Annotated in this window: 22 protein-coding genes and 1 pseudogene; 16 read left to right on the forward strand and 7 right to left on the reverse strand. The window is 38.4% G+C overall.

Features of this window, described 5'->3' with window-relative positions:
* Positions 1–31 precede the first annotated feature (31 nt).
* Entirely contained in the window at positions 32–871 is an 840-nt protein-coding gene (locus AC1DSL_RS07565) for an STAS domain-containing protein (protein WP_477531767.1), read from the forward strand.
* Between the two features lie 82 nt (positions 872–953).
* Here AC1DSL_RS07565 and AC1DSL_RS07570 read toward each other — a convergent pair whose 3' ends face one another.
* Positions 954–1,157, reverse strand: coding sequence for a hypothetical protein (locus AC1DSL_RS07570; protein WP_016429309.1), 204 nt, complete (start codon positions 1,155–1,157; stop codon positions 954–956).
* 268 nt (positions 1,158–1,425) lie between these two features.
* Positions 1,426–2,439 (reverse strand): vanadium-dependent haloperoxidase, encoded by a 1,014-nt coding sequence (locus tag AC1DSL_RS07575; protein WP_477531768.1) that lies wholly within the window; start codon positions 2,437–2,439, stop codon positions 1,426–1,428.
* 228 nt (positions 2,440–2,667) lie between these two features.
* On the opposite strand from AC1DSL_RS07575, the gene AC1DSL_RS07580 reads away from it, so the two are divergent.
* The 4 genes from AC1DSL_RS07580 (at position 2,668) to AC1DSL_RS07595 (ending at position 7,876) form a co-directional block, all read left to right on the forward strand.
* Complete coding sequence (locus tag AC1DSL_RS07580; RefSeq protein WP_016429307.1) at positions 2,668–4,563, forward strand: PrkA family serine protein kinase; 1,896 nt, start codon at positions 2,668–2,670, stop codon at positions 4,561–4,563.
* 141 nt (positions 4,564–4,704) lie between these two features.
* Positions 4,705–5,868 carry a sporulation protein YhbH gene (gene yhbH, locus AC1DSL_RS07585; protein ID WP_477531769.1) on the forward strand — a complete coding sequence of 388 codons (1,164 nt, stop codon included), beginning with the start codon at positions 4,705–4,707 and terminating at the stop codon, positions 5,866–5,868.
* 54 nt (positions 5,869–5,922) lie between these two features.
* Entirely contained in the window at positions 5,923–7,323 is a 1,401-nt protein-coding gene (locus tag AC1DSL_RS07590; protein ID WP_477531770.1) for a SpoVR family protein, read from the forward strand.
* Between the two features lie 238 nt (positions 7,324–7,561).
* The gene (locus AC1DSL_RS07595) at positions 7,562–7,876 is read left to right on the forward strand and encodes a hypothetical protein (protein WP_016429304.1); all 315 of its coding nucleotides are present in this window, start codon (positions 7,562–7,564) and stop codon (positions 7,874–7,876) included.
* 296 nt (positions 7,877–8,172) lie between these two features.
* Here the strand turns inward: AC1DSL_RS07595 and sda are convergent, their stop codons facing one another.
* Positions 8,173–8,295, reverse strand: coding sequence for a sporulation histidine kinase inhibitor Sda (gene sda / locus AC1DSL_RS07600; RefSeq protein ID WP_081637837.1), 123 nt, complete (start codon positions 8,293–8,295; stop codon positions 8,173–8,175).
* A gap of 336 nt (positions 8,296–8,631) precedes the next feature.
* On the opposite strand from sda, the pseudogene AC1DSL_RS07605 reads away from it, so the two are divergent.
* Positions 8,632–9,167 (forward strand): annotated as a pseudogene (locus tag AC1DSL_RS07605) (GNAT family N-acetyltransferase).
* Between the two features lie 484 nt (positions 9,168–9,651).
* Here the strand turns inward: AC1DSL_RS07605 and AC1DSL_RS07610 are convergent.
* The 3 genes from AC1DSL_RS07610 to AC1DSL_RS07620 all read right to left on the reverse strand — a co-directional run bounded on the left by AC1DSL_RS07610 (position 9,652) and on the right by AC1DSL_RS07620 (position 11,877).
* Positions 9,652–10,104 (reverse strand): GDYXXLXY domain-containing protein, encoded by a 453-nt coding sequence (locus tag AC1DSL_RS07610; protein ID WP_016429302.1) that lies wholly within the window; start codon positions 10,102–10,104, stop codon positions 9,652–9,654.
* Positions 10,101–11,270: a DUF2157 domain-containing protein gene (locus tag AC1DSL_RS07615; protein ID WP_477531771.1), complete on the reverse strand. Its 1,170-nt coding sequence runs from the start codon at positions 11,268–11,270 to the stop codon at positions 10,101–10,103. Before AC1DSL_RS07615 ends, AC1DSL_RS07610 begins: the two co-directional genes overlap by 4 nt.
* 379 nt (positions 11,271–11,649) lie before the next feature.
* Positions 11,650–11,877 (reverse strand): hypothetical protein, encoded by a 228-nt coding sequence (locus tag AC1DSL_RS07620; RefSeq protein WP_477531772.1) that lies wholly within the window; start codon positions 11,875–11,877, stop codon positions 11,650–11,652.
* A gap of 264 nt (positions 11,878–12,141) precedes the next feature.
* On the opposite strand from AC1DSL_RS07620, the gene AC1DSL_RS07625 reads away from it, so the two are divergent.
* Positions 12,142–12,867, forward strand: coding sequence for a gamma-glutamyl-gamma-aminobutyrate hydrolase family protein (locus tag AC1DSL_RS07625; protein WP_016429298.1), 726 nt, complete (start codon positions 12,142–12,144; stop codon positions 12,865–12,867).
* Between the two features lie 26 nt (positions 12,868–12,893).
* Here AC1DSL_RS07625 and AC1DSL_RS07630 read toward each other — a convergent pair whose 3' ends face one another.
* Positions 12,894–13,892 carry a M23 family metallopeptidase gene (locus AC1DSL_RS07630; RefSeq protein WP_477531773.1) on the reverse strand — a complete coding sequence of 333 codons (999 nt, stop codon included), beginning with the start codon at positions 13,890–13,892 and terminating at the stop codon, positions 12,894–12,896.
* Positions 13,893–14,112: 220 nt separating this feature from the next.
* Between AC1DSL_RS07630 and AC1DSL_RS07635 the strand changes: the two genes are divergently transcribed.
* From AC1DSL_RS07635 to AC1DSL_RS07675, 9 genes are all read left to right on the forward strand, one after another.
* Positions 14,113–15,441 carry a D-serine ammonia-lyase gene (locus tag AC1DSL_RS07635; protein WP_477531774.1) on the forward strand — a complete coding sequence of 443 codons (1,329 nt, stop codon included), beginning with the start codon at positions 14,113–14,115 and terminating at the stop codon, positions 15,439–15,441.
* A gap of 671 nt (positions 15,442–16,112) precedes the next feature.
* A complete protein-coding gene (locus AC1DSL_RS07640) occupies positions 16,113–16,841 on the forward strand; it encodes an amino acid ABC transporter ATP-binding protein (RefSeq protein ID WP_477531775.1) in 729 nt (242 codons plus the stop codon).
* A 15-nt stretch (positions 16,842–16,856) separates the two neighbouring features.
* Entirely contained in the window at positions 16,857–17,660 is an 804-nt protein-coding gene (locus AC1DSL_RS07645) for a transporter substrate-binding domain-containing protein (RefSeq protein WP_477531776.1), read from the forward strand.
* An 89-nt stretch (positions 17,661–17,749) separates the two neighbouring features.
* On the forward strand, positions 17,750–18,388 hold the full coding sequence (locus tag AC1DSL_RS07650; RefSeq protein WP_477531777.1) for an amino acid ABC transporter permease: 639 nt from the start codon (positions 17,750–17,752) through the stop codon (positions 18,386–18,388).
* 12 nt (positions 18,389–18,400) lie between these two features.
* Complete coding sequence (locus AC1DSL_RS07655; RefSeq protein ID WP_016429292.1) at positions 18,401–19,063, forward strand: amino acid ABC transporter permease; 663 nt, start codon at positions 18,401–18,403, stop codon at positions 19,061–19,063.
* Between the two features lie 199 nt (positions 19,064–19,262).
* Positions 19,263–19,478, forward strand: a complete 216-nt coding sequence (locus AC1DSL_RS07660) for a small, acid-soluble spore protein tlp (protein ID WP_477531778.1) — start codon at positions 19,263–19,265, stop codon at positions 19,476–19,478.
* Positions 19,479–19,854: 376 nt separating this feature from the next.
* On the forward strand, positions 19,855–20,244 hold the full coding sequence (locus tag AC1DSL_RS07665; protein WP_016429290.1) for an SRPBCC family protein: 390 nt from the start codon (positions 19,855–19,857) through the stop codon (positions 20,242–20,244).
* 65 nt (positions 20,245–20,309) lie between these two features.
* Positions 20,310–20,501, forward strand: coding sequence for a hypothetical protein (locus AC1DSL_RS07670; protein WP_016429289.1), 192 nt, complete (start codon positions 20,310–20,312; stop codon positions 20,499–20,501).
* 89 nt (positions 20,502–20,590) lie between these two features.
* Entirely contained in the window at positions 20,591–22,543 is a 1,953-nt protein-coding gene (locus AC1DSL_RS07675; protein WP_477531779.1) for a GTP-binding protein, read from the forward strand.
* Positions 22,544–22,649: the final 106 nt, after the last annotated feature.

The raw sequence follows: 22,649 nt of genomic DNA on the forward strand, positions 1-22,649 counted from the left end.
AAAAGTATTTATTTAAAGGAGTACACTCAAGATGTCAACACTCGCAATATCCAACTACTTGAAAAATCATGCACATCAAATAACGGAAGAATGGTTGAATGAGAGAGTAAAAGAGCCGGGTTCATTTTATTCTAATCAAGCTTCACCAGATGTGGAGAAACTCTTGAGAAAGCAGCATCAACATACCATTCAGTTATTGATATCAAGCTTTGATCAAAATGATTTCGATTTTCTGGAAAGACTTGATGAATGGGCTCAAACTGTAGCAAAGTCGCGAGTGGAACATCGAATAGCCATTCATGAAGTTATTAAATTTCTTGGAAAAACGAGAACGCTCTTTTGGGAATATATGAAACAATATATCGACCAAACGAATGAAGATGTTTGCAAACATCAAGTATCGGAATGGAGTGAAATGCTGAATTCGGGATTTGAACTAATGATTGTCAAGTTCTCTGAGTATTACCATGAATTCAACGAGAAACGATTGTCCGAGCATCAAGCCTTGATAAAACTACTGGAAATACCGCTCATCAAGATTTGTGATAAAATTTCTGTTCTTCCGGTAATCGGTGTGATTAATTCGGAACGTGGGTTGTCCTTACTTAATGATATCCCGATGAAGTGTAGTGAAAACATGGTAGAAAGTTTAATTATCGATCTTTCTGGTGTGATTGAAATTGAAGAAGTCGTTGCATTCCAGCTGACTCAACTTGTTCAAGTTTTGAACTTGATGGGGATTGAAAGCTTTATCTCCGGTATTCGACCAGAAGTTGCAAGAAAAGCAATCAGTTTTGGAGAAGAATTTCATGCGATTTCTAAAATATCTTCAGTTCAAGAAGTGATTGGAAAAAAGAACAATCCAATGTGAGTATCATTAAAATTCCAAAATAGGACACCTCCAATTCTTTTCAATTGGAGGTGTTTTTTCTTCTATTCAGTTTCACGATACTCTAGGACTTGTAAGATTTTTCTCTTTCACTTTTTTTACGATGATTCGATGTCATTGGCTCATGTTTTGGTTTTAAGAATCCCTGCTCCACTAATTCCATCGAAATCTCTTCTTTTGGTGAAGTTGCATTAAAATCTTTCTTCTTTGGTGTTTGAGACAAGGGACCTGTAAAGTTAATAGCTCCTTTATGATTGTCACTTCCCATCAAAAAACCTCCTTAAAAGTATCGTTCCTTCTTAACATGGTTTTAAAAGCGAAGTTCATTCTTTAAATTTCAAAAAAACAAATTATGTAGTACGAAAACACGTTCATGTAAAATGCGCTTTAAAGGTTTTCTCCAGTCAGCTCCCATTTCTGTACACTTACTCAACAATCACTCTTCTACGACTTGGCTATGTCCTCAAATTAAAAAAGACAATCTCATAGGATTGTCTTTTGGTTTGAGGATTGATAGGTCGGGTTGAATAGTCACACTAAAAATACCATGGAGGCTTGGGCCGTATATCATTTTGATGGGATTTCCGGTTAACTTCGATTTCAGCAGATTCTTTAGATTCATTCGATTTATGCGTTTTATTGGATTCAAAGGATTCATTGGAATCATTGGATTTAATAGATTCATTGAAATCTTTGGATTTGGAGATAGATTTGGAATTTAATTTTGTTCGAGACGTAAATTCATCATCGAAATCATACGGGATAAACTGCTTATAGTCATGCGTATTAATATTGGCATTCCGGTATTCCCTAAAAGGTTTGTCAATGGACTTGCCATCTTCATTCTTCTGCGCACTTAAGTGGTCAACTATTACGTTTCCAATATATCTGCCTAATTTCAAGCCTTCAATGTTATCAGCTTCAAAATGAACGCCAGCACATAGACGGCTGAAGGCGTCATCAAAAGCAATTTTTCGTAACTTTTGTGCTTCCATTGGGAAGAAATAGCTTAACACCACTTCTGCACAGCCAGACATGCTGGCATGGCCAGAAGGATAGGAAGGAAATTTAGGCGTAGAAAGAATCGTTTCCATCTCATGGTCATATTGATTTGGTCTGGCAACATCCAATTTATTCTTCAAATCCCATACGACAATCTTGGTGTCATTGATTGCCATATGGACAGCAGCTAGTATTCGAGAGGCATAGACAGGACTGACCCCATAGGAATCTACTAAACGGTCAATGATAGAAGTCCACTGTTTAGTAGGGACACCTTTTCCATAAAAAATGGCCAACTGTTCCTGAGTGTGTGTCAAGTGGTTGAGCGTACGCTGAACAATCTTTAATTCTTTTTCAAAATCTATTGCACTAGGTTTTTTAATGGGGAAATGCATTATCGTTCCATTTGGATTCAAGAAGTTCTTTTCTTTGTCTCTTTTTAAATAGGTCAAAGACCGAGAACCTGAAGATGGTGTATCAGGATTTACTGGTGGTTTCTTTTCACCTGCATAAGGTACTTCGGACCAACGTAAATAATTTTTCTTCATTTTTTTCATCTCCACTCTATTATTCCTTTAACCTATGTCAAAGAGTAAGAACATGTGTATTAATTAAAGCTATTCGCAACATGAAAATGATGAGAAAAGTACTTTCTAAAATCGGATATTAATTTTGAAGATCTTTTTGCCGGATGAGGCAATTGTGAAAAGTCCCGGTAATCATAAGTTGTCTCTTTTCATACTATGAATAAATCAAACCCTAAACGGAGGGAAAAAATGGATATTTTGAACAAGGTGAAGAGCTTCCGAGAAGAAGAAAACAGCCTAAAGTGGGAGGGTACATTTGCTGAATACTTGACCATCGTTAAGGAACGACCAGAAGTTGCCCAATCGGCTCATTCACGTGTTTATAATATGATCAATAGCCATGGGTTGACGCAAAAGAATGGTCATAAAATGTACCATTTTTTTGGTGAAGAAATATTTGGACTTGAAACGGCCATTGAGCGACTAGTAGAAGAGTACTTTCACCCAGCTGCAAAAAGATTGGATGTTCGAAAGCGTATTTTATTGTTGATGGGACCTGTAAGTGGAGGGAAATCAACAATTGTGACATTGTTGAAACGTGGTTTTGAAAAATATTCAAAAACCGACGAAGGAGCTGTTTACGCGATAAAAGGATGCCCAATGCACGAAGACCCACTTCACCTCATTCCCCACGAGTTACGTGACGAATTTTTTGAAGAGTATGGAGTCCGCATTGAAGGCAGCTTGTCTCCTTTGAACGCGATGCGTTTGGATAAAGAGTTCAATGGACGCTTGGAAGATGTAATGGTGGAAAGAATTTTCTTCTCCGAAGACAAACGGGTGGGAATTGGCACATATACGCCTTCTGATCCGAAATCACAGGATATTGCCGATTTGACAGGAAGTATTGATTTTTCAACAATCGCAGAATTCGGTGCTGAGTCAGATCCTCGTGCTTACCGATTTGATGGGGAACTGAATAAAGCGAACCGCGGAATGATGGAATTTCAGGAGATGTTGAAACTCGATGAAAAATTCCTATGGCTGTTGTTATCTCTAACTCAGGAAGGAAATTTCAAGGCAGGAAGGTTTGCATTAATCAGCGCGGATGAACTCATAGTGGCTCATACAAATGAAACAGAGTATGCTTCATTTATTTCAAATAAGAAGAATGAAGCCTTGCATTCCAGAATTATTGTCATGCCAATTCCTTATAACCTGAAAGTGAGTCAGGAAGAACGGATTTATGAAAAAATGATCCAGGAAAGCGATATGACACATATTCATATTGCTCCGCAAGCATTGCGAGCTGCCGCCATTTTCTCAGTATTAACAAGGCTTGAAACACCTAAAAAGCAAGGCATTGATATTGTGAAGAAAATGCGTTTATATGACGGCGAAAGTGTAGAAGGCTTCAATCAAATCGATGTGGAGGAATTGCAGAAGGAGTTTCCGCATGAGGGGATGAACGGCATTGATCCGCGTTACGTAATCAATCGGATTTCTTCGGCCATCATCCGCAAGGAAGTACCATCGATCAACGCTCTGGACGTTTTGCGTGCACTGAAAGATGGTCTCGACCAACATGCTTCCATCACGCAGGAAGACCGGGAAAGGTACATGAATTATATTTCTATTGCCAGACGGGAATATGATGAAATTGCCAAGAAAGAAATTCAAAAAGCTTTTGTTTATTCCTATGAAGAGTCAGCAATTACCTTAATGGATAATTACCTGGACAATGTAGAAGCTTATTGTAATAAAAATAAAATAAGAGATACTTTGACTGGTGAAGAAATGAATCCGGATGAAAAACTGATGCGTTCAATCGAAGAACAAATTGGCATCTCTGAAAATGCGAAAAAAGCGTTCAGGGAAGAAATCCTCATTCGTCTGTCTGCCTACGCTAGAAAAGGAAAGCGCTTTGAATACAATTCACATGAACGTCTACGCGAAGCTATACAAAAGAAACTTTTTGCGGATTTAAAAGATGTGGTGAAGATTACGACATCGTCCAAAACACCGGATGAATCACAGCTTAAAAAGGTAAATGAAGTAGTTGCGAGACTCATTGATGAACATGGCTATAATTCAATTTCAGCCAATGAATTATTGCGTTACGTAGGAAGCCTGCTTAATCGATAATGGGATGAATATGAATAACAGAACAAGACGAATCAGATAATTCGTCTTGTTTTTCTTACTCTCTGAAKTCAATAACTTGTTCGCCAACGCATATGATAATTAAATTAAAAAACTTTTAATACTGGATGGGTGTGGGTGGAAATGAACGAAAAACCTGATAATCATTTTGTCATCTCACAGGAAGACTGGTCGCTCCATAGAAAAGGCTATCAAGATCAGCAACGTCATATGGATAAAGTCAAAGAAGCCATCAAGAATAATTTGCCGGATTTAATCAGTGAAGAAAGCATTGTTATGTCAAATGGACGGGATGTCATCAAAATTCCGATTCGCTCCTTGGATGAGTACAAAATTCGCTACAATTACGACAAATCAAAACACGTGGGTCAAGGGAATGGTGATAGTCAGGTAGGAGATGTCATCGCCCGTGGTTCCGGGGAAGGAAAAGCCGCTCCAGGGCAAGGGAAACAAGCAGGGGATCAAGCGGGTAAGGATTTTTATGAAGTGGAAATCACCATGGCAGAGCTGGAAAGTGCCCTTTTCAATGAACTCGAGTTACCCAATTTAAAGCAAAAAGAACAAGCTCAAATTAGAAAAGAAAAAATTGAATTCAATGATATTCGTAAAAAAGGGCTGATGGGCAATATTGATAAAAAGCGCACCATCTTAACGGCTATCAAACGCAACGCGGCGAATGGGAAAGCGGAAATTTCGCCTATCCATAATGAGGATTTGCGGTTCAAAACATGGAATGATGAAGTAAAACCGGAATCCAAAGCAGTTGTACTTGCGATGATGGATACGAGTGCATCCATGGGACCATTTGAAAAATATATGGCTCGCAGCTTTTTTTTCTGGATGACCAAATTTCTACGTACCAAATACGAAACGGTGGAAATTGAATTTATCGCTCATCATACTGAAGCAAAGGTTGTCACGGAAGAGAACTTTTTTTCAAAAGGTGAAAGCGGCGGCACCATTTGTTCATCTGCCTATCTAAAAGCGCTGGAACTGATTGAACAAAAATATCAACCTTCTCGATTCAATATTTACCCAGTCCACTTTTCAGATGGTGAAAACATGTCAAACGATAATGAAAGATGTTTGAAGTTGKTAAATGAACTGATGGCCGTTTCCAGTATGTTTGGCTACGGAGAAGTGAACCCCAATAATCGATATTCCACTTTGATGTCCACTTATAAAAAAATCTCGAATCCGATGTTCCGCCATTATATATTGAAAGAAAAACAAGATGTCTATAAAGCATTGAAAAGCTTTTTCCAAAAAGAAATAACTTCCGTTTGAACTGGTCGGTGCCTTGCACTTGTCATTGAATAAACCGTCGGAGGGATTCAATAGATGGAAAAGAATGCTCTTCATCGGGCAATAGACGAAATTACGGAAATTGCAATTGGATTTGGACTGGATACGTATCCGATGCGTTATGAAATTTGTCCTGCTGATATTATTTACACTTTTGGTGCATACGGCATGCCCACACGATTCAGCCATTGGAGCTTTGGGAAACAATTTCATAAAATGAAGCTGCAATACGACTTGGGTTTAAGTCAGATTTATGAGCTGGTGATCAATTCAAATCCATGTTATGCGTTTCTGCTTAATACAAATAGTCTCATTCAAAATAAATTAATTATTGCCCATGTACTTGCCCACTGTGATTTCTTTAAAAACAATGCTCGATTTTCCAATACGAAGCGTGATATGGTCGAAAGTATGACGGCAACTGCCGAACGGATTGCCAATTATGAAATGATTTATGGCAAAGAAGAAGTAGAACGTTTTTTGGATGCGGCCATGGCCATACAGGAGCATGTGGATCCCTCCATTATCAGACATAAATTATTGGACTATGATACGAATGAAGAAGAAAAAGAAGTCAATCGGAAAACTCAGTATGATGACTTATGGAACTTGGATATAAAAGCGAAAGACAATAAGGCACTCATAGAAAAAAGAAAGAAATTTCCGCCATCCCCTGAAAAAGACCTCTTATTGTTTATCCAGGAATATAGCCGTGAACTGGAAGAGTGGCAAAGGGATATCTTAACCATGATGCGGGAAGAAATGCTGTATTTCTGGCCGCAAATGGAAACGAAAATCATGAATGAGGGCTGGGCGAGCTATTGGCATCAGCGAATATTAAGAGAAATGGATTTGACACCAGCTGAAACCATCGAATTTGCGACATTGAATGCCGGAGTTGTTCAGCCTTCCAAAACGAGTATCAATCCCTATTATCTGGGCTTAAAGATTTTTGAGGATATTGAAAAGCGATACAATCATCCAACAGAACGAATGAAGAAAAACGGCGTTAAAGAAAATTCGGGCCGGGAAAAAATGTTTGAAGTAAGAGAAATTGAATCAGATATTTCTTTCATCCGAAATTATTTGACGAAGGAATTGGTGAAACAGGAAGATCTATATTTGTTTGAAAAGAAGAATGGAAACTATCAAATTACCGATAAAGACTATGAACAGGTTCGTGACCAATTGATTTCGATGAGGGTGAATGGAAGCTTTCCTTATATCGTGGTTGAGGATGGGGACTACTCGAGAAATGGTGAACTCTATTTAAAGCATGGATACGAGGGAACTGAGCTGGATCCTCTTTATCTGGAACATGTACTGCCTTACATTTATCAGTTGTGGGGACGGTCAGTCTATTTGGAAACGTATGTTGAGAATAAACCAATTGTTTATTCATATGATGGGAAAAAGGTGTCACGTCGATTATTATGATAGACAAAAAAATTCCAGCATCTTTTGAAGATGTTGGAATTTTATTTGGTTTAACCATTACATTTGCTTTCTTAAATAAAAACGGACAGAAATTAAGTTGTAGTTTTTATTTTATTGGCTGTGTTAAAGGATGTAGAAGATATCGGTTGTTTAGCGTACAATTGTACTAGTCGCATGTTCCACATGAGCCAGCAAGTATGACAGAGCCTATTAATTAACAAGAAAGGAGGTGTTTAAATTGTCCACATCTAAAATATTGAAATGGGTCACCGGCGGTCTTGAAGCGTTATTGGGGATTCCTTTTCTAGGAGCAGGCATTGTAATTGGATTTTTATGGATTCCATTAGGTATTATGTTAGCATTACACATTGTAACATTGGTTCTCACCAAAAAAGATGGTGGTTCGACCACGGGAAGTATACTTGGTATCGTCACTTCTTGTATCGCATGGATTCCTTTTGTAGGAATGATTATGCACATTCTTTCTGCCATTTTCCTAATGATCGACGCTGCTAAACCGGAACATCACAATCTAAATCAACATAATGGATGAAGTATAATATGTAAAATCAAAAGGGTGCCATTACATAGGATTCACTCACTTTTTATAGCAGTTTTCAAAAAAAGTTTGTTTTTCTTTTTAATATCATCTAGTTATTAATTTACATTTTCTGGCAACCGAATCAATTTAAAAAGAATTCCAACTGCTTAGCTAGCAGCTGGAATTCTTTTTGTTCTATAAGAAAATCCCATAATCATAAAAAGGAAACCAGCAGCTAATGAGCTACTGGTTTCCTTTTTATAATGATTATTACATGTATATGATAAAAAACAATGAAAGAAAGAGTGTCAGATGTGTAGAGAGCGTCGGCGAATTTCGATTTCCAACAAGTAGATAAATTCAGGACATAACTTTAATTCTTTTGCCTTAACATACGATTCAATCAACAATTCAGATGATAGTTTACTCAAAGTGAATTCACCTCCGATTACATAATAGATGGGCCATTTTAGGAAAGCAGCAAATAAATTGGTAAATATCTTTGATGTAATCTTAATCTATCAGATAGTTTTGTTCGGAACAAGCGTTCTCTTATCCACAGCTATCGGTGGATTAATTGTGATTAACTTGTTGATAGTTAGTAGAAATGTACACTCAGTACCCGGGAAAATGTGTATAACCTTATCCACAGAAACGAAAAAGTGAGAAATTTGTCGAAAAATTTTTTTGGAAATATTGACCTTGGAAGGAATTTCAAGAAAAGTAACGAATAACTCTATTAGAAAGTTGCAATGGAGGAAACGAATTTGATTGATAAGAATGGGCAAATAACAGTGCGAGAACTGAAAATAGAGGATAAGCACTTATTGGCAAAATGGCTTTCGGATCCGAAAGTCTTACAATATTATGAAGGAAGGGACAATCCATTTGACTTGGAAAAAGTAAATGAGAAATTCTATAATTGCGATGAAAATGAAATGAAATGTATGGTTGAATATGAGGATGTTAAAATAGGTTACATCCAGTACTATGAATTGGATGAAGAAACGAGAAATCATTATGGTTATTCTGATTCACCATATAAGATTATGGCATGGACCAGTTTATTGGGGAAACAGAGTATTGGAATAGAGGCTTAGGAACTCATCTTGTGAAATCTATGGTAACGTTCTTGGTTGAGCAAAAACATGCTGAACTTGTAGTAATGGACCCACAGACATGGAATGAACGTGCCATACGGTGTTATGAAAAATGTGGATTCAAGAAGGTAACTCTATTACCTAAAAATGAACTGCACGAAGGTGAGTATCGTGATTGCTGGCTGATTGAATATCAAAGGTAACAAAGACGGCAAAAGCAATCAAAATAAAAGTATAAAAATTCGCATTCTTATCTATTGCACTCTATCGAAAAAGTTTGTGGTCGGCTATTTCTTTCGCTTTCCGCGGACGAAACGCTAGCCTCCTCGGCTCAGCTGTCTATGACAGCTGAGCCTGTGGGGTCTAGCTTATTTCGTTTTTCCGCAGGAGTCTTCAGAAATAACCGACCATCTTACTAATAAAATAATATGAAGAGATACGATAACAGAAGCGAATTCCGTTGATTGGAGTGGAGGCGGCGACTTCAGCGGGAACAGCACGAGCTGAAGGCCCCGCAGGAACGTAGTGACGAGGAGACTAAAGCCGTGCCCGCGAAACGCGTCCGCCGCAAAGGAAATCAACATTTTCTTGCATACGCCTCTTTTTCATTAGTATACAGTTATATTCACTCTTTTTATTTTTTGTCTACAGTCTAACGGCAAAAGCATTTAGCTTTTGCCGTTTTTTCTATTTCTGATCGTGGCGTTTCTCTAAAAATGTAGGACGTATAGAACCCCAAGGGGCTACATCAAGAGTGAGCGCCAAATCCTTCGTTTCCTCTAAATTAGGACCGGTACCTTGTTCCACATAATATTGTTCAAGCTGTGGTGTAGTAATTTGCCCACCATAATTTGTTCCTTGTATAGCTCCCCAAAAATGTTCGCTATCCAATCGATCAATAATGGCATAGCCATCTTTGCCTTCTTTTAATGAAAAATAAATATCGCCTTCCGGTGCAGAAGAGGAAGATTTCAAATCAGGGTATTGCAACATCACATACTCGCCGTAAAAAGGATCATACGGGTCGTAAGGCTCGGCTCGTAACACATATTCTTCACCAAACCAAGAAGCTGCAAAGAAGCTCAAAGCAATCAAGCAAATCATCAGTGTCTGTAAGGCAGGAAATAAAAAGGACTTCATGAAGAGACACCTACTTTCTTCTTGTTAATTCTCCAGGCGATGCCGGACAATGCAAAAAGTAAAAGCGCTCCGATTAGGAAGAATAGGGAGACATCCATTCTTCCCCACGCATAAATGAAATACAGGACAAACTGGACAAGAATGAAAAATACAAAGCCAGGTGCAAGTAGTCTGTCTTTACGATGCTCATTTATTAAATAAGCAAGTGCGATGACTTCGGCCAAAATGGCAAGACCTATTGCCGATTCATCATAAAGCAGAAGTCCGATTAGACTTAGTGCAGCAACCCATTGGAATTTTTTGAATCGGAAATAACTGAACGCGAGTAATGCTGCTCCAACGATAGCCAGAGTGATTGATTCAACAATATTTATCTCGATGAAAGAGAGTTGGGTTTCTCCCAAAACAGCTAAGTAAACTAGAAGCTGTATTCCTCCTATCATAAGGTAGAGGGGACGTACAATCTGTTCTTTTTCTGGGAAGAAATGAATGAAAGCGACAACAGCAAATAGTGACCATATTGGCCAAAGTACGTTGTCATATTCAACGACTGACCAAAGTGTGAGTCCTGCTCCAAATAGTAGAATCCAACTAAATGAAATCGAGATGCGCGTTTTACTGAAATAAAACCAGGCAAATGAAACAGCTAAGAATGCTCCCCATTCAAACCACCCCAGCGTTACAACGGAAGTAAATAATACTTGAGCCCCAAAAACAAAAGCGACGATGGCATAAGGAAATTGACGCCAGTGCCAATAATGACCAAGTGCTGCAATGAATATAGCCCATGGTAAAAACGAATTATATAAGGAAAAATGATATGTTTGGACCGTTACAACGATGCTTGCTGCAAACATGGCCAATCCAATAAGACGGAATATGATTGGTTGACCAAATTTTTTTAACTCAGAAAAATGCCCAAGGATGTAAAACAACCACATAACAGAAAGTGCAAGCAATATTCTTAACACATCTGGCATCGCTTGCCAATTGGCCGCAATGAAACTGAACACGGCCAATGAAAAGAAGATAAGGCCGATAATCAAAAGCAGTGGGATTTTAACAGGTTTCGGTTGCTTACTTTCAAATGCAAGAATCTTTTCGACAGTTGATTCGTCGATAAATCCTTCATTTTTCCAACTTTGTAGTTTTTGTTTAAGTACCACGTTACAACTCCTTTATTCTATTTTTTACATTATAGTTTCTTATTATCATTATAGACATGTCGTCAACTAGGCCATGGATATTTCCTAGAAAAAGGAATAAATGTACATGGCCCATCCCCATCATGATGGAAATGAATTAGTTGGGCAAATTATGTCGGCACTCCCATTTGTGATAGCTCTTATTCTTTATGTATATGCAGTTACATTGACACAGCGTCGATATAGGAAATGATGGCCGCTATATAGAATCTTTTGTTGGTTTACAGGGATTATTTGTACAGCGGCCTCGTGTAGTGACCTTTCAGGATTCGCGAATTACACAATGAACAAACAAAAAATACCTCCATTCCATGTAAGGCTACATGAAATGGAGGTATTTTCAATTAGGGTGTATTTCTTCATTGGCTGAAGGATCATTTGTCACTTTTCGTGATGGATCATTGATTACTTGTTTGTTCATTTCATCAATAAACAGTATGTCCACTGTTTTCATGTCTTCATGCATATCAAATAAGCTCACTTTGTCCGTTTGTACGGCATCCGGATTATGCATGTAAGGACCTTTAGCCAATCTACGGTCTTCTTCTGTAAACACTTTTTTCTTCATTGGTTTTCATCCTTTCAACTATTTGTAAAAGGTGGCAGAGAACACTCTTATCATGTGCTTTAAATGAATGACTATGTATACACAGTTAACGTTTAAACGGGAAAAGTAATAAGGATTCCGAAAGGATCATGATGGTAATGACTATTAAAACGAGGTGCTAATTGTTTCCATAACACTTCTTTAAGTCCTTTCTTATGCATATGACAAACTATAGTCCATATTTTATCGGTGACTAAATTTCGAATGAAAGTAAGGGGACAGATAATGAAACCGATTATTGGAATCAGTTCGTTTGTGCAGTACGATGGGGATGAATACTCTGTATCCATGGCCAATGCCCATGCTATCTTACAGGCGGGGGGCATGCCAGTGATGTTGCCACATTTAGAGGAAAAGTCCGATATAGATGAGTTGGCACAATTTTTGGATGGTCTTTACCTGACAGGAGGGTACGATATAGACCCTACACTTTTTGGCGAAGAACCACATCCGATGCTGGGAATTATAGATCCCGCTAGAGACGTTTTTGAATTAGCTCTTATTCGGAAATTTTTAACGCTCAATAAACCGATTTTGGGTGTTTGTCGAGGAATCCAGTCGTTAAATATCGCCATAGGTGGAGATATGTATCAAGATATTGGTGCTCAAATAAAGAATGATTTTTTGCAACATCAGCAACGGGCACCTAAGTCGCATGGTTCTCATTTTGTGAATGTAACAGTTGGTACGTTGCTGCATCAAATCACTGGGCAACACCGTTTGAAGGTCAATAGTCGCCACCACCAAGCCAATCGCAATGTTCCCTTTCCATTAAGGGTCAGTGGGAGTGCAAGTGATGGTGTAATTGAAGCTATCGAAAGTGAAGTGCATTCCTTCGTCCTTGGTGTCCAGTGGCATCCAGAAAACATGTTTTTTGGCGGCGATGAAGCTGCGCGGAAAATTTTCGATGCATTTATAGAAGCTTGCAATAAAAATTTACACCCCCAATAAAAATTATTATTGAGGGAGTCACATATTTATTTTTTTCGTTTTTTGGCATCCCTTGCTTGACGCTCCCATATTTTCAAGTGAGGATATGGATCGAATGCCCATTCCGTGCGTCCATTATATTTATACATGCCATAATGCAGGTGAGGTGGGAATCGACCTGAAGTTCCTTGTTTCCCATATCCCGAACTTCCCACAAAACCAATAACAGAACCGAGTTCAACGATATCGCCTTTTGCTAATCCTTCATTAAAATAAGCTAAGTGCGCATAATAGTGATAGGTATTTTGAATATCACGTATACCCACACGCCAACCGCCAAATTGGTTCCAACCCAGTTCTTCAACAATTCCATATGAGGTCGATTTTACCGGAACGCCATATCCAGCAAATAAGTCAGTGCCTTCGTGAATGCGTCGGCCACCCCATCCGCGGTTAGCTCCCCAAGTACCTCTATAACTGTAATTCTGATTAAGTGGGATAGGGAAAACATGTTCACCCAGATCCAGTGTGTTGAAGTGTTTATATAATTTGGCAATGGTCATGATTTGATCGACGGTTTTTTCACTTTGGTAGTATTCGTATACGGCCAGTTTAAAGTCTTCTTCAGATTGTCCGTAACTGGCTAAATAAGAAGACATCGTAAAAAGAATATCTATACTATCTTCTGGATTTGCCATGCCGTCTGCATTCCCGTCTAGTCCATTTCCACCAAAAAATGTGATGGATTCAGGTGTTATGTCATCTTTATCAGGATTAAACATTCCTGCCCAGTAATCGTCCGAAAATTGAATGGCAATCGTGCCATCTCTCTTCGGAATGTCTTTCCGCACTTGCTGAATATTGCGTTCAAACTGATCCACAGCGGCTAAATAGTACCAAGGGACAAGTGTGTTTTCAAATTGTAAATAGTAGCTCATGCGCTCTTCCAGTACATCCACTTTCGGCTGCTCTTTTGCAGAAACGACGGAACTTATTAGCAAAGACAGTGTAAAAGCGTATAGTGTTAAGTGAAATATTCGTCGCACTAAATAAACCTCCTTTGTGAATCATTACATTAGAATATCCTGTTCCAAATAAATCATAAGTAGTAAACTTGACCAGTTCATTTTTGCCATTCATTAAGTAGAAATTCAAACTAATTTTGCACATACTAATATGAATAGTCGGCATATCGCAGGTATAAAAAGTTTCAGCCATTTTAAATATCATCAAATTAAAAGTCCTCACAAAGAAAGGATGAAGAGTATGATCTTTGAACAATCGAAATTAGATAAATGGGTTCAGCAATATCCGCTTTTGGATAATATCATTCGCTTGGAACCGGTTGTATGGTTAAATTCACAGCTTCAAAAAATGGAAGACATTGATTCCTTGCCAGTGACGAAAACGGATATGAAGGAAGCCTCAGCGCTATTTCAAAGATTTGCTCCTTACTTGGCGAGGGAGTTTCCTGAAACGAAAGATACGAATGGCATCATCGAATCACCTCTTCGAAATATAGCGAAAATGAAAAATGAGCTTAATACAAAATACGATGCCAAAATAAATGGGGAATTGTTTTTAAAATGCGACAATGAATTGCCCATTGCAGGTTCAATTAAAGCACGCGGCGGTATATATGAAGTCCTGTATTATGCGGAAAAGATGGCGCTGGAAGCAGGTCTAGTTAAAAGAGACGATGATTACAGTGTGTTTTCAAGCGATCAATTCAAACAATTTTTCAGTCAGTATTCAATCGGTGTTGGCTCTACAGGGAATTTGGGTCTGAGTATAGGTATTATTGGCGCAAAATTAGGTTTTCATGTTTCCGTATACATGTCCGCAGATGCTAAGCAATGGAAGAAAGATTTATTGCGGGCAAAAGGGGCGACCGTACATGAATTCAAAGGAGATTTTGGCGAAGCCATTTTTGCTGGAAGACAGGAAACGAAAAATAATGTAAAAGGCTATTTTGTTGACGATGAAGATTCAAAGCATTTATTCCTCGGCTACAGTGTCGCGGCGATTCGTCTGGAAAAACAACTACAAGATGAAAACATACAAGTTGATGCTGAACATCCTTTATTTGTATATTTACCGTGTGGTGTTGGCGGGTCGCCTGGTGGAATTGCGTTCGGACTAAAACAGGTTTTTGGAGATTATGTACATTGTTTCTTTGTGGAACCCACTCATTCTCCAGCCGTATTAGTCGGGCTGCTGACAGGGGAAAAAGAAAAAGTATGTGTGCAGAATTTCGGAATCGATAACTTAACTGAAGGGGATGGCTTAGCAGTAGGAAGACCGTCATGCTTTGCTTCCTCTATTAGTGAGAAGCTCGTTAGTGGTATTTACACAATGGAGGATGAAGATTTATTTAAATTATTGGCCTTATTGTCGGATAGTGAAGGGATCCATCTGGAACCATCAGCCACTTCAGGTCTGATAGGACCGGGACTGATATTAGCGTCCGAATACGTGAAAGAAAATAACTTGAATACTTCTCAAGCCACACATATCGTTTGGGCAACGGGTGGAGCACTTGTACCAAAACATGACATGAAAAGATTTTATGAAAAAGGACAAAGCTTACTTTAATCCAGGTTTTATCATATATACACACAAAGACACCCCGAGCAGTTCTACGACTACTCGGGGTGTCTTGCTCTATTATATTCAGCTGAATACTAGATTATGACTGAGAGAAGTGAGAAAGGAATCTAGGCAATATCTCTTCCCATAGCAACCTGTAAAATATCAAACCACTGGTCACTTGTTAAAGATATATCCAAAGCCCGTATAGCTGATTCTATGCGTGGCATTTTGCCTGAACCGGCATAATTTGTGCCGGATGGCTGAGCAAACACGCATATAGGACTTCATCAATKCCAATTGCACCAACTTCCTTTCAATTTCTTCAAGCTTTTTACGCAATTTAATCGTCTTCTCATCTTATGAAGTGAGAATTGCTCCACCAGCCAACGGTCACCAAGCCGTAGGTGCCAATCGTTTCTTGGCATAAATCAAGCGTCCCATCTTCAAAGTTTTCAASTTATTTATTAATAATCTTGGTTTAAAAAATAAATTTTAGAGGTATATGAATATTTAGTTAATACATAAAATTTAAGAATGAGAACTTAAAGGCAAAAACGGAGGAATAATAATATAGTATTTGACTATTTTATTAAGTAGTGAATATAATTTTATTAATTCTGAAAATTTCTGCTAGAATGAATTATACATAAGGGTTAAAATTTAGGAGGTCAAGAATGATTGCATTTAAAGAAGTAAATAAGTATTTTGGAGATTTTCACGTTTTGAAAGATATTAATCTCACAATCAATAAGGGCGAAGTAGTTGTCATAATTGGACCTTCTGGTTCAGGGAAAAGTACTTTGCTGCGTTGTATGAATCGGTTGGAAACAATTTCTGAAGGTACCCTTACTGTAAATGATGTTTCAGTAGGGGATAAAAAAACGGATATTAATAAGCTAAGACGCAATATCGGAATGGTATTTCAGCATTTTTATTTATATCCACACAAAACAGTGCTTGAAAACATCATGCTAGCCCCAATGAAAGTTTTAGGGCAATCTGCAAAAGAAGCTAAAGAAACAGCTATGTACTATCTTGATAAAGTTGGAATATCTGATAAGGCCGATGCTTTCCCTTCCCAGCTATCTGGTGGCCAGCAACAGCGTGTGGCAATTGCACGTGGTCTAGTCATGAAACCCGAAATTATGCTTTTTGATGAGCCGACTTCGGCACTCGATCCCGAAATGATTGGTGAGGTTCTGGATGTTATGAAAACCCTTGCAAAAGAAGGAATGACGATGGCTGTGGTCACTCATGAAATGGGATTCGCTAAAGAGGTTGCGGACCGAATTGTATTTATGGATGAAGGAAAAATTTTAGAAGAAGCAGTTCCGGCTGAATTCTACGAGAATCCCCGTGAAGAACGGGCTCGTTTGTTCCTCAGTCGTATTTTAAATCATTAATAGGGGGTAATTGGAATGTTTCAGACAAAAAAATTATTAAAAATGGCTTTTGTATCTACAATGGCCGCTATTTTTCTTGCTGGTTGCAGCGGGGACGATAATGCAAGCGGAGACAAAGATGTACTTGCACAAATCAAAGAGGACAAAAAAATTGTGTTTGGTGTAAAATACGATACTCGTCTTTTTGGATTGAAAAATCCATCAACTGGCGAAGTTGAAGGGTTTGATATCGATCTTTCAAAAGCACTGGCAGAAGAAATGTTCGGCCCAGATGTTAAACCTGAGTACAAAGAAGTTACCTCGAAAACGCGAGTAGGACTCTTGAATAATGATAAAATCGATGCGGTTGTAGCTACGATGACAATTAATGAAGATCGTAAAAAAGAAGTTGATTTTACTGATGTTTATTTTGATGCAGGACAATCATTGCTTGTAGAAAAGGGAAGTAAGATTAAGGGCATTGAAGACTTAGCAAAAGGAACAAAAGTGCTTGCTGTTAAAGGCTCTACATCTGCAATAAATATTCGTGAGAAAGCTCCTGAAACGACTGTTCTTGAATTTGAAAACTACGCTGAAGCTTTTACAGCATTAAAATCTGGTAAGGGTGATGCCCTGACTACAGATGATTCTATCCTTTATGGCATGGCTGAAGAAGATCCTTCATTTGAACTTGTCGGTGGAACTTTCACGGAAGAGCCTTATGGAATCGCTGTTAAAAAAGGCAATCAAGAGCTTGTCGATGAGTTGAACAAAGCATTGAAAAGCTTAAAGGACTCAGGAAAATATGATGAAATCAAGGATAAATGGATTAAGAAATAATTATTTATATTAGGTTTCTTGTCAGGATGGGCAGTATTCCGTAAATAGAATTACGGACTGCTCATCCTGATTAATTAGGAGGAGATCGTTTGCTGGATTTCTCGATACTGACAGATAATATGGATTTATTTGTGGAAGGATTTAAAATAACCATTATTGCTAGTTTAATAGCATTGGTTTGTAGCTTTCTTCTTGGGACACTTATTGCAGTTATGCGAATTGCCCCATTTAAACCGCTAAACTGGATTGGAACGGCGTATGTGGAATTTATCCGTAATATACCTGTACTGGTCATTGTGTTTTTCACTTACTTGGCTGGTAGTTACGGCGGAATGACGGCAGGGATTATAGGATTGACTGTTTACACAGCGGCTTTTATTGCTGAAGCAATCCRTGCAGGGATTTTGTCAGTGCCAAAGGGCCAAATGGAAGCAGCCAGATCATCAGGACTGACTTACGGACAAGCAATGAGGACTGTCATCCTACCACAGGCAATAAAAATTGTTATCCCGCCCCTTGGCAATCAATTTATCAATTTGGTTAAGAACTCATCACTATTAGCCGTCGTGGCAGGTGGGGATTTGATGTATCAAGGGGATTTAATAGCTGCGAAGACATTCTCCACTTTTGATACATATATTTTCGTTGGTTTGTTTTATTTGATTTTAACTATACCTTTAAGTTTTGGCGTAGTATTTTTGGAAAAACGCCTGGCTAGAAGTAATTAAGGAGGTGCATAGATGGATTTCCTGGCACCGTTCACTGATGTATTAACACCGGCCAATATAAAATTTTTACTCGAAGGATTTTGGGTCACAATTAAGGTAGCTGCAATTTCAATTGTGCTTAGCTTTATAATTGGTGGTCTGATGGGGACAATTAGGTACGCGAAGATTCCTGTTGTTTCACATGTAGTTGCATTGATTGTTGAGACAATCCGTAACCTCCCTTTACTGTTGATCATTTTCTTTACCTATTTTGCGTTGCCCGAAATCGGGATTGATATGGAAATAATGACAGCTGCCATCGTGGCATTGACGATTTTTGAATCCGCGATGCTTTCGGAAATCATCCGAAGTGGGCTGAATTCCATTGAAAAAGGACAGATTGAAGCAGGACGTTCATCTGGCTTGAACTACATACAGACATTACGATATATTATTATGCCCCAAGCTTTGAGAAGAATGGTTCCACCGATTGTCAGTCAATTTATTTCCCTTCTGAAAGACACATCTTTGGCTGTCGTCATCGCGTTGCCAGAACTATTGCATAACGCTCAAATCTTATACGCACAGAACGAATCGGGTGTCATACCTATTTTCGTCACTATTGCATTGATGTACTTTATCGTTAACTTTGCTTTATCCTTAGTTGCACGAAGACTGGAATTAAAGCAGGCTTAAAGAAGTCCGGCTCAACAAGTTGAGCTGGACTTTTTTGAAAACTAAAACTGTTGTGATTTCCTCACGCAGTTTATAAAGAAGATAGATGTAAAAGCAGTGCATTTAAATACAAATTACTAAAAACGAATTCAATGGATAGTATTCAGGAATGTGGGAACGCTAATTCTTGACTAATATTCAAATTGAAGGAGGATTTGTGATGCCTAGACCACAGCCAAATGATTCAGCAGRTAACAAAGAAAGACTTAACAAAACGATTGACAATATGGAAGCAGCAGAAGAAGCAATGACGTATGCTGAAGGGAAAGAGCTTGCCGCAATCAAGGAAAAAAACGAACATCGTAAAGAAGCCATTGATGGTTTAAGAAAAGAAATAATCGAAGAGGGCAAATCACGTATCAATGGCTACATTTAAAAGAGTGTAGCATTGCTAAATAAAGGTGGAGACTATACGTTCTCCATCTTTTTTAATTATTCGTCTGTTTGCGTACATAGTGAAAAAGGATATATTGTCCCTTATGAGAAAATTGTCATAACATGGGGCTGGGAGAATTTAAAGATTTTTTTCCTCCCGGTTCCAGTACTTTAGAGTTTCGACTGATCTCGATCCCGAAAGATAATGGGACGCAGTAAATATTGACGCACTATGATCTACCTACCGAAAAAATCCAGACTCACCTAGAAGTATGGAAACATTATATGATTCGATTGCAATCTTTTGCAGAAGGAAAAGATGCTGGTGTCGATCCTAGGTCCATCCTTACAAAAACATGAAAGTGGGAAAATCCATTATGTCTACTGTAATACATCAAGAAATACGTTTTAACGTTAGTCCAAATCACCTCTATGAAGCGCTAACTGATGCAACGAAATTTGCTAAAGTTACTGGCGGTGCACCGACTGAAATCGGTTCTGAAGAAGGAGATTCTTTTTCTTTATTCGGTGGAATGATTACGGGTCGAAATATTGAATTGGTGCCTAATGAAAGAATTGTCCAAGCTTGGCGTGCCGGTAATTGGGAAGCAGGTGTTTATTCTATTGCTAAGTTTGAATTCAAGGAACTTGGCAATGAAACTCAACTCGTATTCACACACACGGCTTTCCCGGAAGCTCAAGGGGAACATCTTGGGACAGGATGGCATGAAAATTATTGGAAACCACTTGAAAATTACTTTACTTAAAATTATTGAGTAAAAACTCCGTTTTGAGAGAACATAAAAGTAACCGAAACGGAGGTGTCATTTTTATGACGAATAATCAGAATAAGCCAGGTGCATATACTCAAACCGGAACAGATATTGAAGAGGTCAAAAGAAATAATGCAAATTCAGGACTTACTTACAATCAAGTGAAGCAGTTGATTGCAAAAACGGTTGGCAATGAACAAACTGAATTCGGCAGTGAGCAAGTCTTTCCAGAACAACAAAAGAAAAAGTAAAGTTCATTATGTGAAGCAGGTGCCTTTTAGGTATCTGCTTTTATCTTTTGTAAATTGTAAGATAGAATTGACTTAAGTGAGGTGGCGTGATGAATAAAACAATAGGTGTGTTTGCCCATGTTGATGCAGGGAAAACAACATTTTCCGAGCAAATTCTTTACCATACGAAAAGTATTAAGCAAAGAGGACGTGTAGATCATAAAGATGCTTTCCTCGATAGCCATGAAATAGAAAGACAAAGAGGAATTACAGTATTTGCAGATCAAGCAACTTTTACATATAAAGATTCAACGTATTATTTAATTGATAACCCAGGACACGTTGATTTCTCTCCGGAAATGGAGCGTTCCGTTCAAGTAATGGATTACGCTATTGTTATATTAAGTGCTGTTGAAGGAATCGAAGGACATACAGCAACCATCTGGCAACTACTAAGAAAGCATCACGTTCCTACCTTTTTCTTTATTAATAAGACCGATCGTACTGGAGCGGATGTGAAAAACGTAGTAAAAGAAATACAGGAAGACTTTTCAGCGGACGTCATTGATATTACTCAATCTTTTCACGAAGGTGAAATGACGGAAAGTCTAATAGAATCTATCGCTGAACGCAATGAAAATCTTCTTGAACACTATATGGAAGATGGTTACGAGAAGGATTTATGGATCAACACAATGAAAGACTTGATTAAGGATAACAAAGTTTTTCCGTGTGCCAGTGGGTCAGCGCTGCAGGATATTGGTATAGTCGAATTCCTGGATAAATTTCATCAATTGACCGAGACGCAATATACAAGTGATGAAGCATTCTCTGGAAGAGTCTATAAAGTTAGGCATGATGAAAAAGGGACAAGAATCACTTTTATAAAATCTTTAAGCGGTACTTTGAGCGTTAGAGATGAAATAACATATGGTCCGATAGAGCAAGCATTAACGGAAAAAATCACACAAATACGGGTCTACAATGGGAATAAATTCAAAACGGTAGAACATGTGAAGGCCGGTGAACTTTTTGCAGTTTCAGGACTGACAAATGCAGTTACAGGCGATGGCTTAGGAACTTTATACGGGAAAGCTGAATATGAAATGGTACCGACATTGAAATCCAAAGTTGTTATTGCTCCATCTGTTCATATAAAAGATGCATTGAAGTGTTTTCAAATACTGGATGTGGAAGATCCATCGTTGAATGTGATGTGGGAGGAACGTCTCCAGGAAATTCATATCCATGTGATGGGTGCAATTCAATTGGAGATTTTGAAACAGCTGGTTGCAGAAAGATTTCATTTTGAAGTTGAATTTGAAGAACCGCAAATCCTTTATAAAGAAACCATTAACTCTACTACCATAGGGTACGGGCATTTTGAGCCACTGAAACATTATGCCGAAGTTCATTTGAAAATGGAACCTGCTGGGAGAAACAGTGGTATCACATTTGATAATGTCTGTCATGCGAATCACTTGTCGGTGGGCAATCAAAACTTGGTCAAGCATCATTTATTGGAGAAGGCGCATAACGGATTGTTAACCGGTTCACCATTGACAGATATTAAGGTCACATTACTAACAGGACGAGCCGACAATATGCATACGTCTGGCGGTGATTTCCGGGAAGCCACATACAGGGCATTGAGACAGGGGATGGAAAAAGCATCAAATCTTCTGCTGGAGCCCTTTTATGACTTTAGGATAAAAGTAGACGTTGATCAGATGGGAAAAGTACTTTCCGACATTCAAATGGCGCATGGAAGTTTTGATTCACCTAAAACGGAAGGCCATAAAGTGATATTGACCGGAAAAGTCCCAGTGGCCACCTTTATGAACTATGCAGCGGAGCTTGCTTCGTTTACACAAGGAAAAGGGGTATTAAATTTGATGTTCGGTGGATATGAGCAATGTCATAATGAAGATGAAGTCATTCAGAGAATTGCTTACAATAAAGATGCAGACCCTGAATATAGTTCATCATCAATTTTCTGCGCGAAAGGTAAAGGCTACACTGTACCGTGGGAGCGGGCAGAAGAACTAATGCATTGTTTATAATGCAGAATAGAGGGTTTTTCATGAGTGAGAAGGAAATGGATAGAATGCTTCGTATTAAAACTGCAGGAACGCTCGAAGTGCTGAATCAGTCCGTGCATTATAATCG

This window comes from Paenisporosarcina sp. P4_D4, assembly GCF_056401835.1.

Excerpts from the sequence above, each read along its gene's own strand:
- AC1DSL_RS07610 (WP_016429302.1), bottom strand. The coding sequence starts at position 10,104 with ATGAAGTCCTTTTTATTTCCTGCCTTACAGACACTGATGATTTGCTTG.
- AC1DSL_RS07640 (WP_477531775.1), top strand. The coding sequence starts at position 16,113 with ATGATTGCATTTAAAGAAGTAAATAAGTATTTTGGAGATTTTCACGTT.
- AC1DSL_RS07645 (WP_477531776.1), top strand. The coding sequence starts at position 16,857 with ATGTTTCAGACAAAAAAATTATTAAAAATGGCTTTTGTATCTACAATG.
- AC1DSL_RS07655 (WP_016429292.1), top strand. The coding sequence starts at position 18,401 with ATGGATTTCCTGGCACCGTTCACTGATGTATTAACACCGGCCAATATA.
- AC1DSL_RS07665 (WP_016429290.1), top strand. The coding sequence starts at position 19,855 with ATGTCTACTGTAATACATCAAGAAATACGTTTTAACGTTAGTCCAAAT.
- AC1DSL_RS07590 (WP_477531770.1), top strand. The coding sequence starts at position 5,923 with ATGGAAAAGAATGCTCTTCATCGGGCAATAGACGAAATTACGGAAATT.
- AC1DSL_RS07570 (WP_016429309.1), bottom strand. The coding sequence starts at position 1,157 with ATGGGAAGTGACAATCATAAAGGAGCTATTAACTTTACAGGTCCCTTG.
- AC1DSL_RS07580 (WP_016429307.1), top strand. The coding sequence starts at position 2,668 with ATGGATATTTTGAACAAGGTGAAGAGCTTCCGAGAAGAAGAAAACAGC.
- AC1DSL_RS07620 (WP_477531772.1), bottom strand. The coding sequence starts at position 11,877 with ATGAAGAAAAAAGTGTTTACAGAAGAAGACCGTAGATTGGCTAAAGGT.
- AC1DSL_RS07635 (WP_477531774.1), top strand. The coding sequence starts at position 14,113 with ATGATCTTTGAACAATCGAAATTAGATAAATGGGTTCAGCAATATCCG.
- AC1DSL_RS07670 (WP_016429289.1), top strand. The coding sequence starts at position 20,310 with ATGACGAATAATCAGAATAAGCCAGGTGCATATACTCAAACCGGAACA.
- AC1DSL_RS07625 (WP_016429298.1), top strand. The coding sequence starts at position 12,142 with ATGAAACCGATTATTGGAATCAGTTCGTTTGTGCAGTACGATGGGGAT.
- AC1DSL_RS07565 (WP_477531767.1), top strand. The coding sequence starts at position 32 with ATGTCAACACTCGCAATATCCAACTACTTGAAAAATCATGCACATCAA.
- AC1DSL_RS07575 (WP_477531768.1), bottom strand. The coding sequence starts at position 2,439 with ATGAAGAAAAATTATTTACGTTGGTCCGAAGTACCTTATGCAGGTGAA.
- AC1DSL_RS07675 (WP_477531779.1), top strand. The coding sequence starts at position 20,591 with ATGAATAAAACAATAGGTGTGTTTGCCCATGTTGATGCAGGGAAAACA.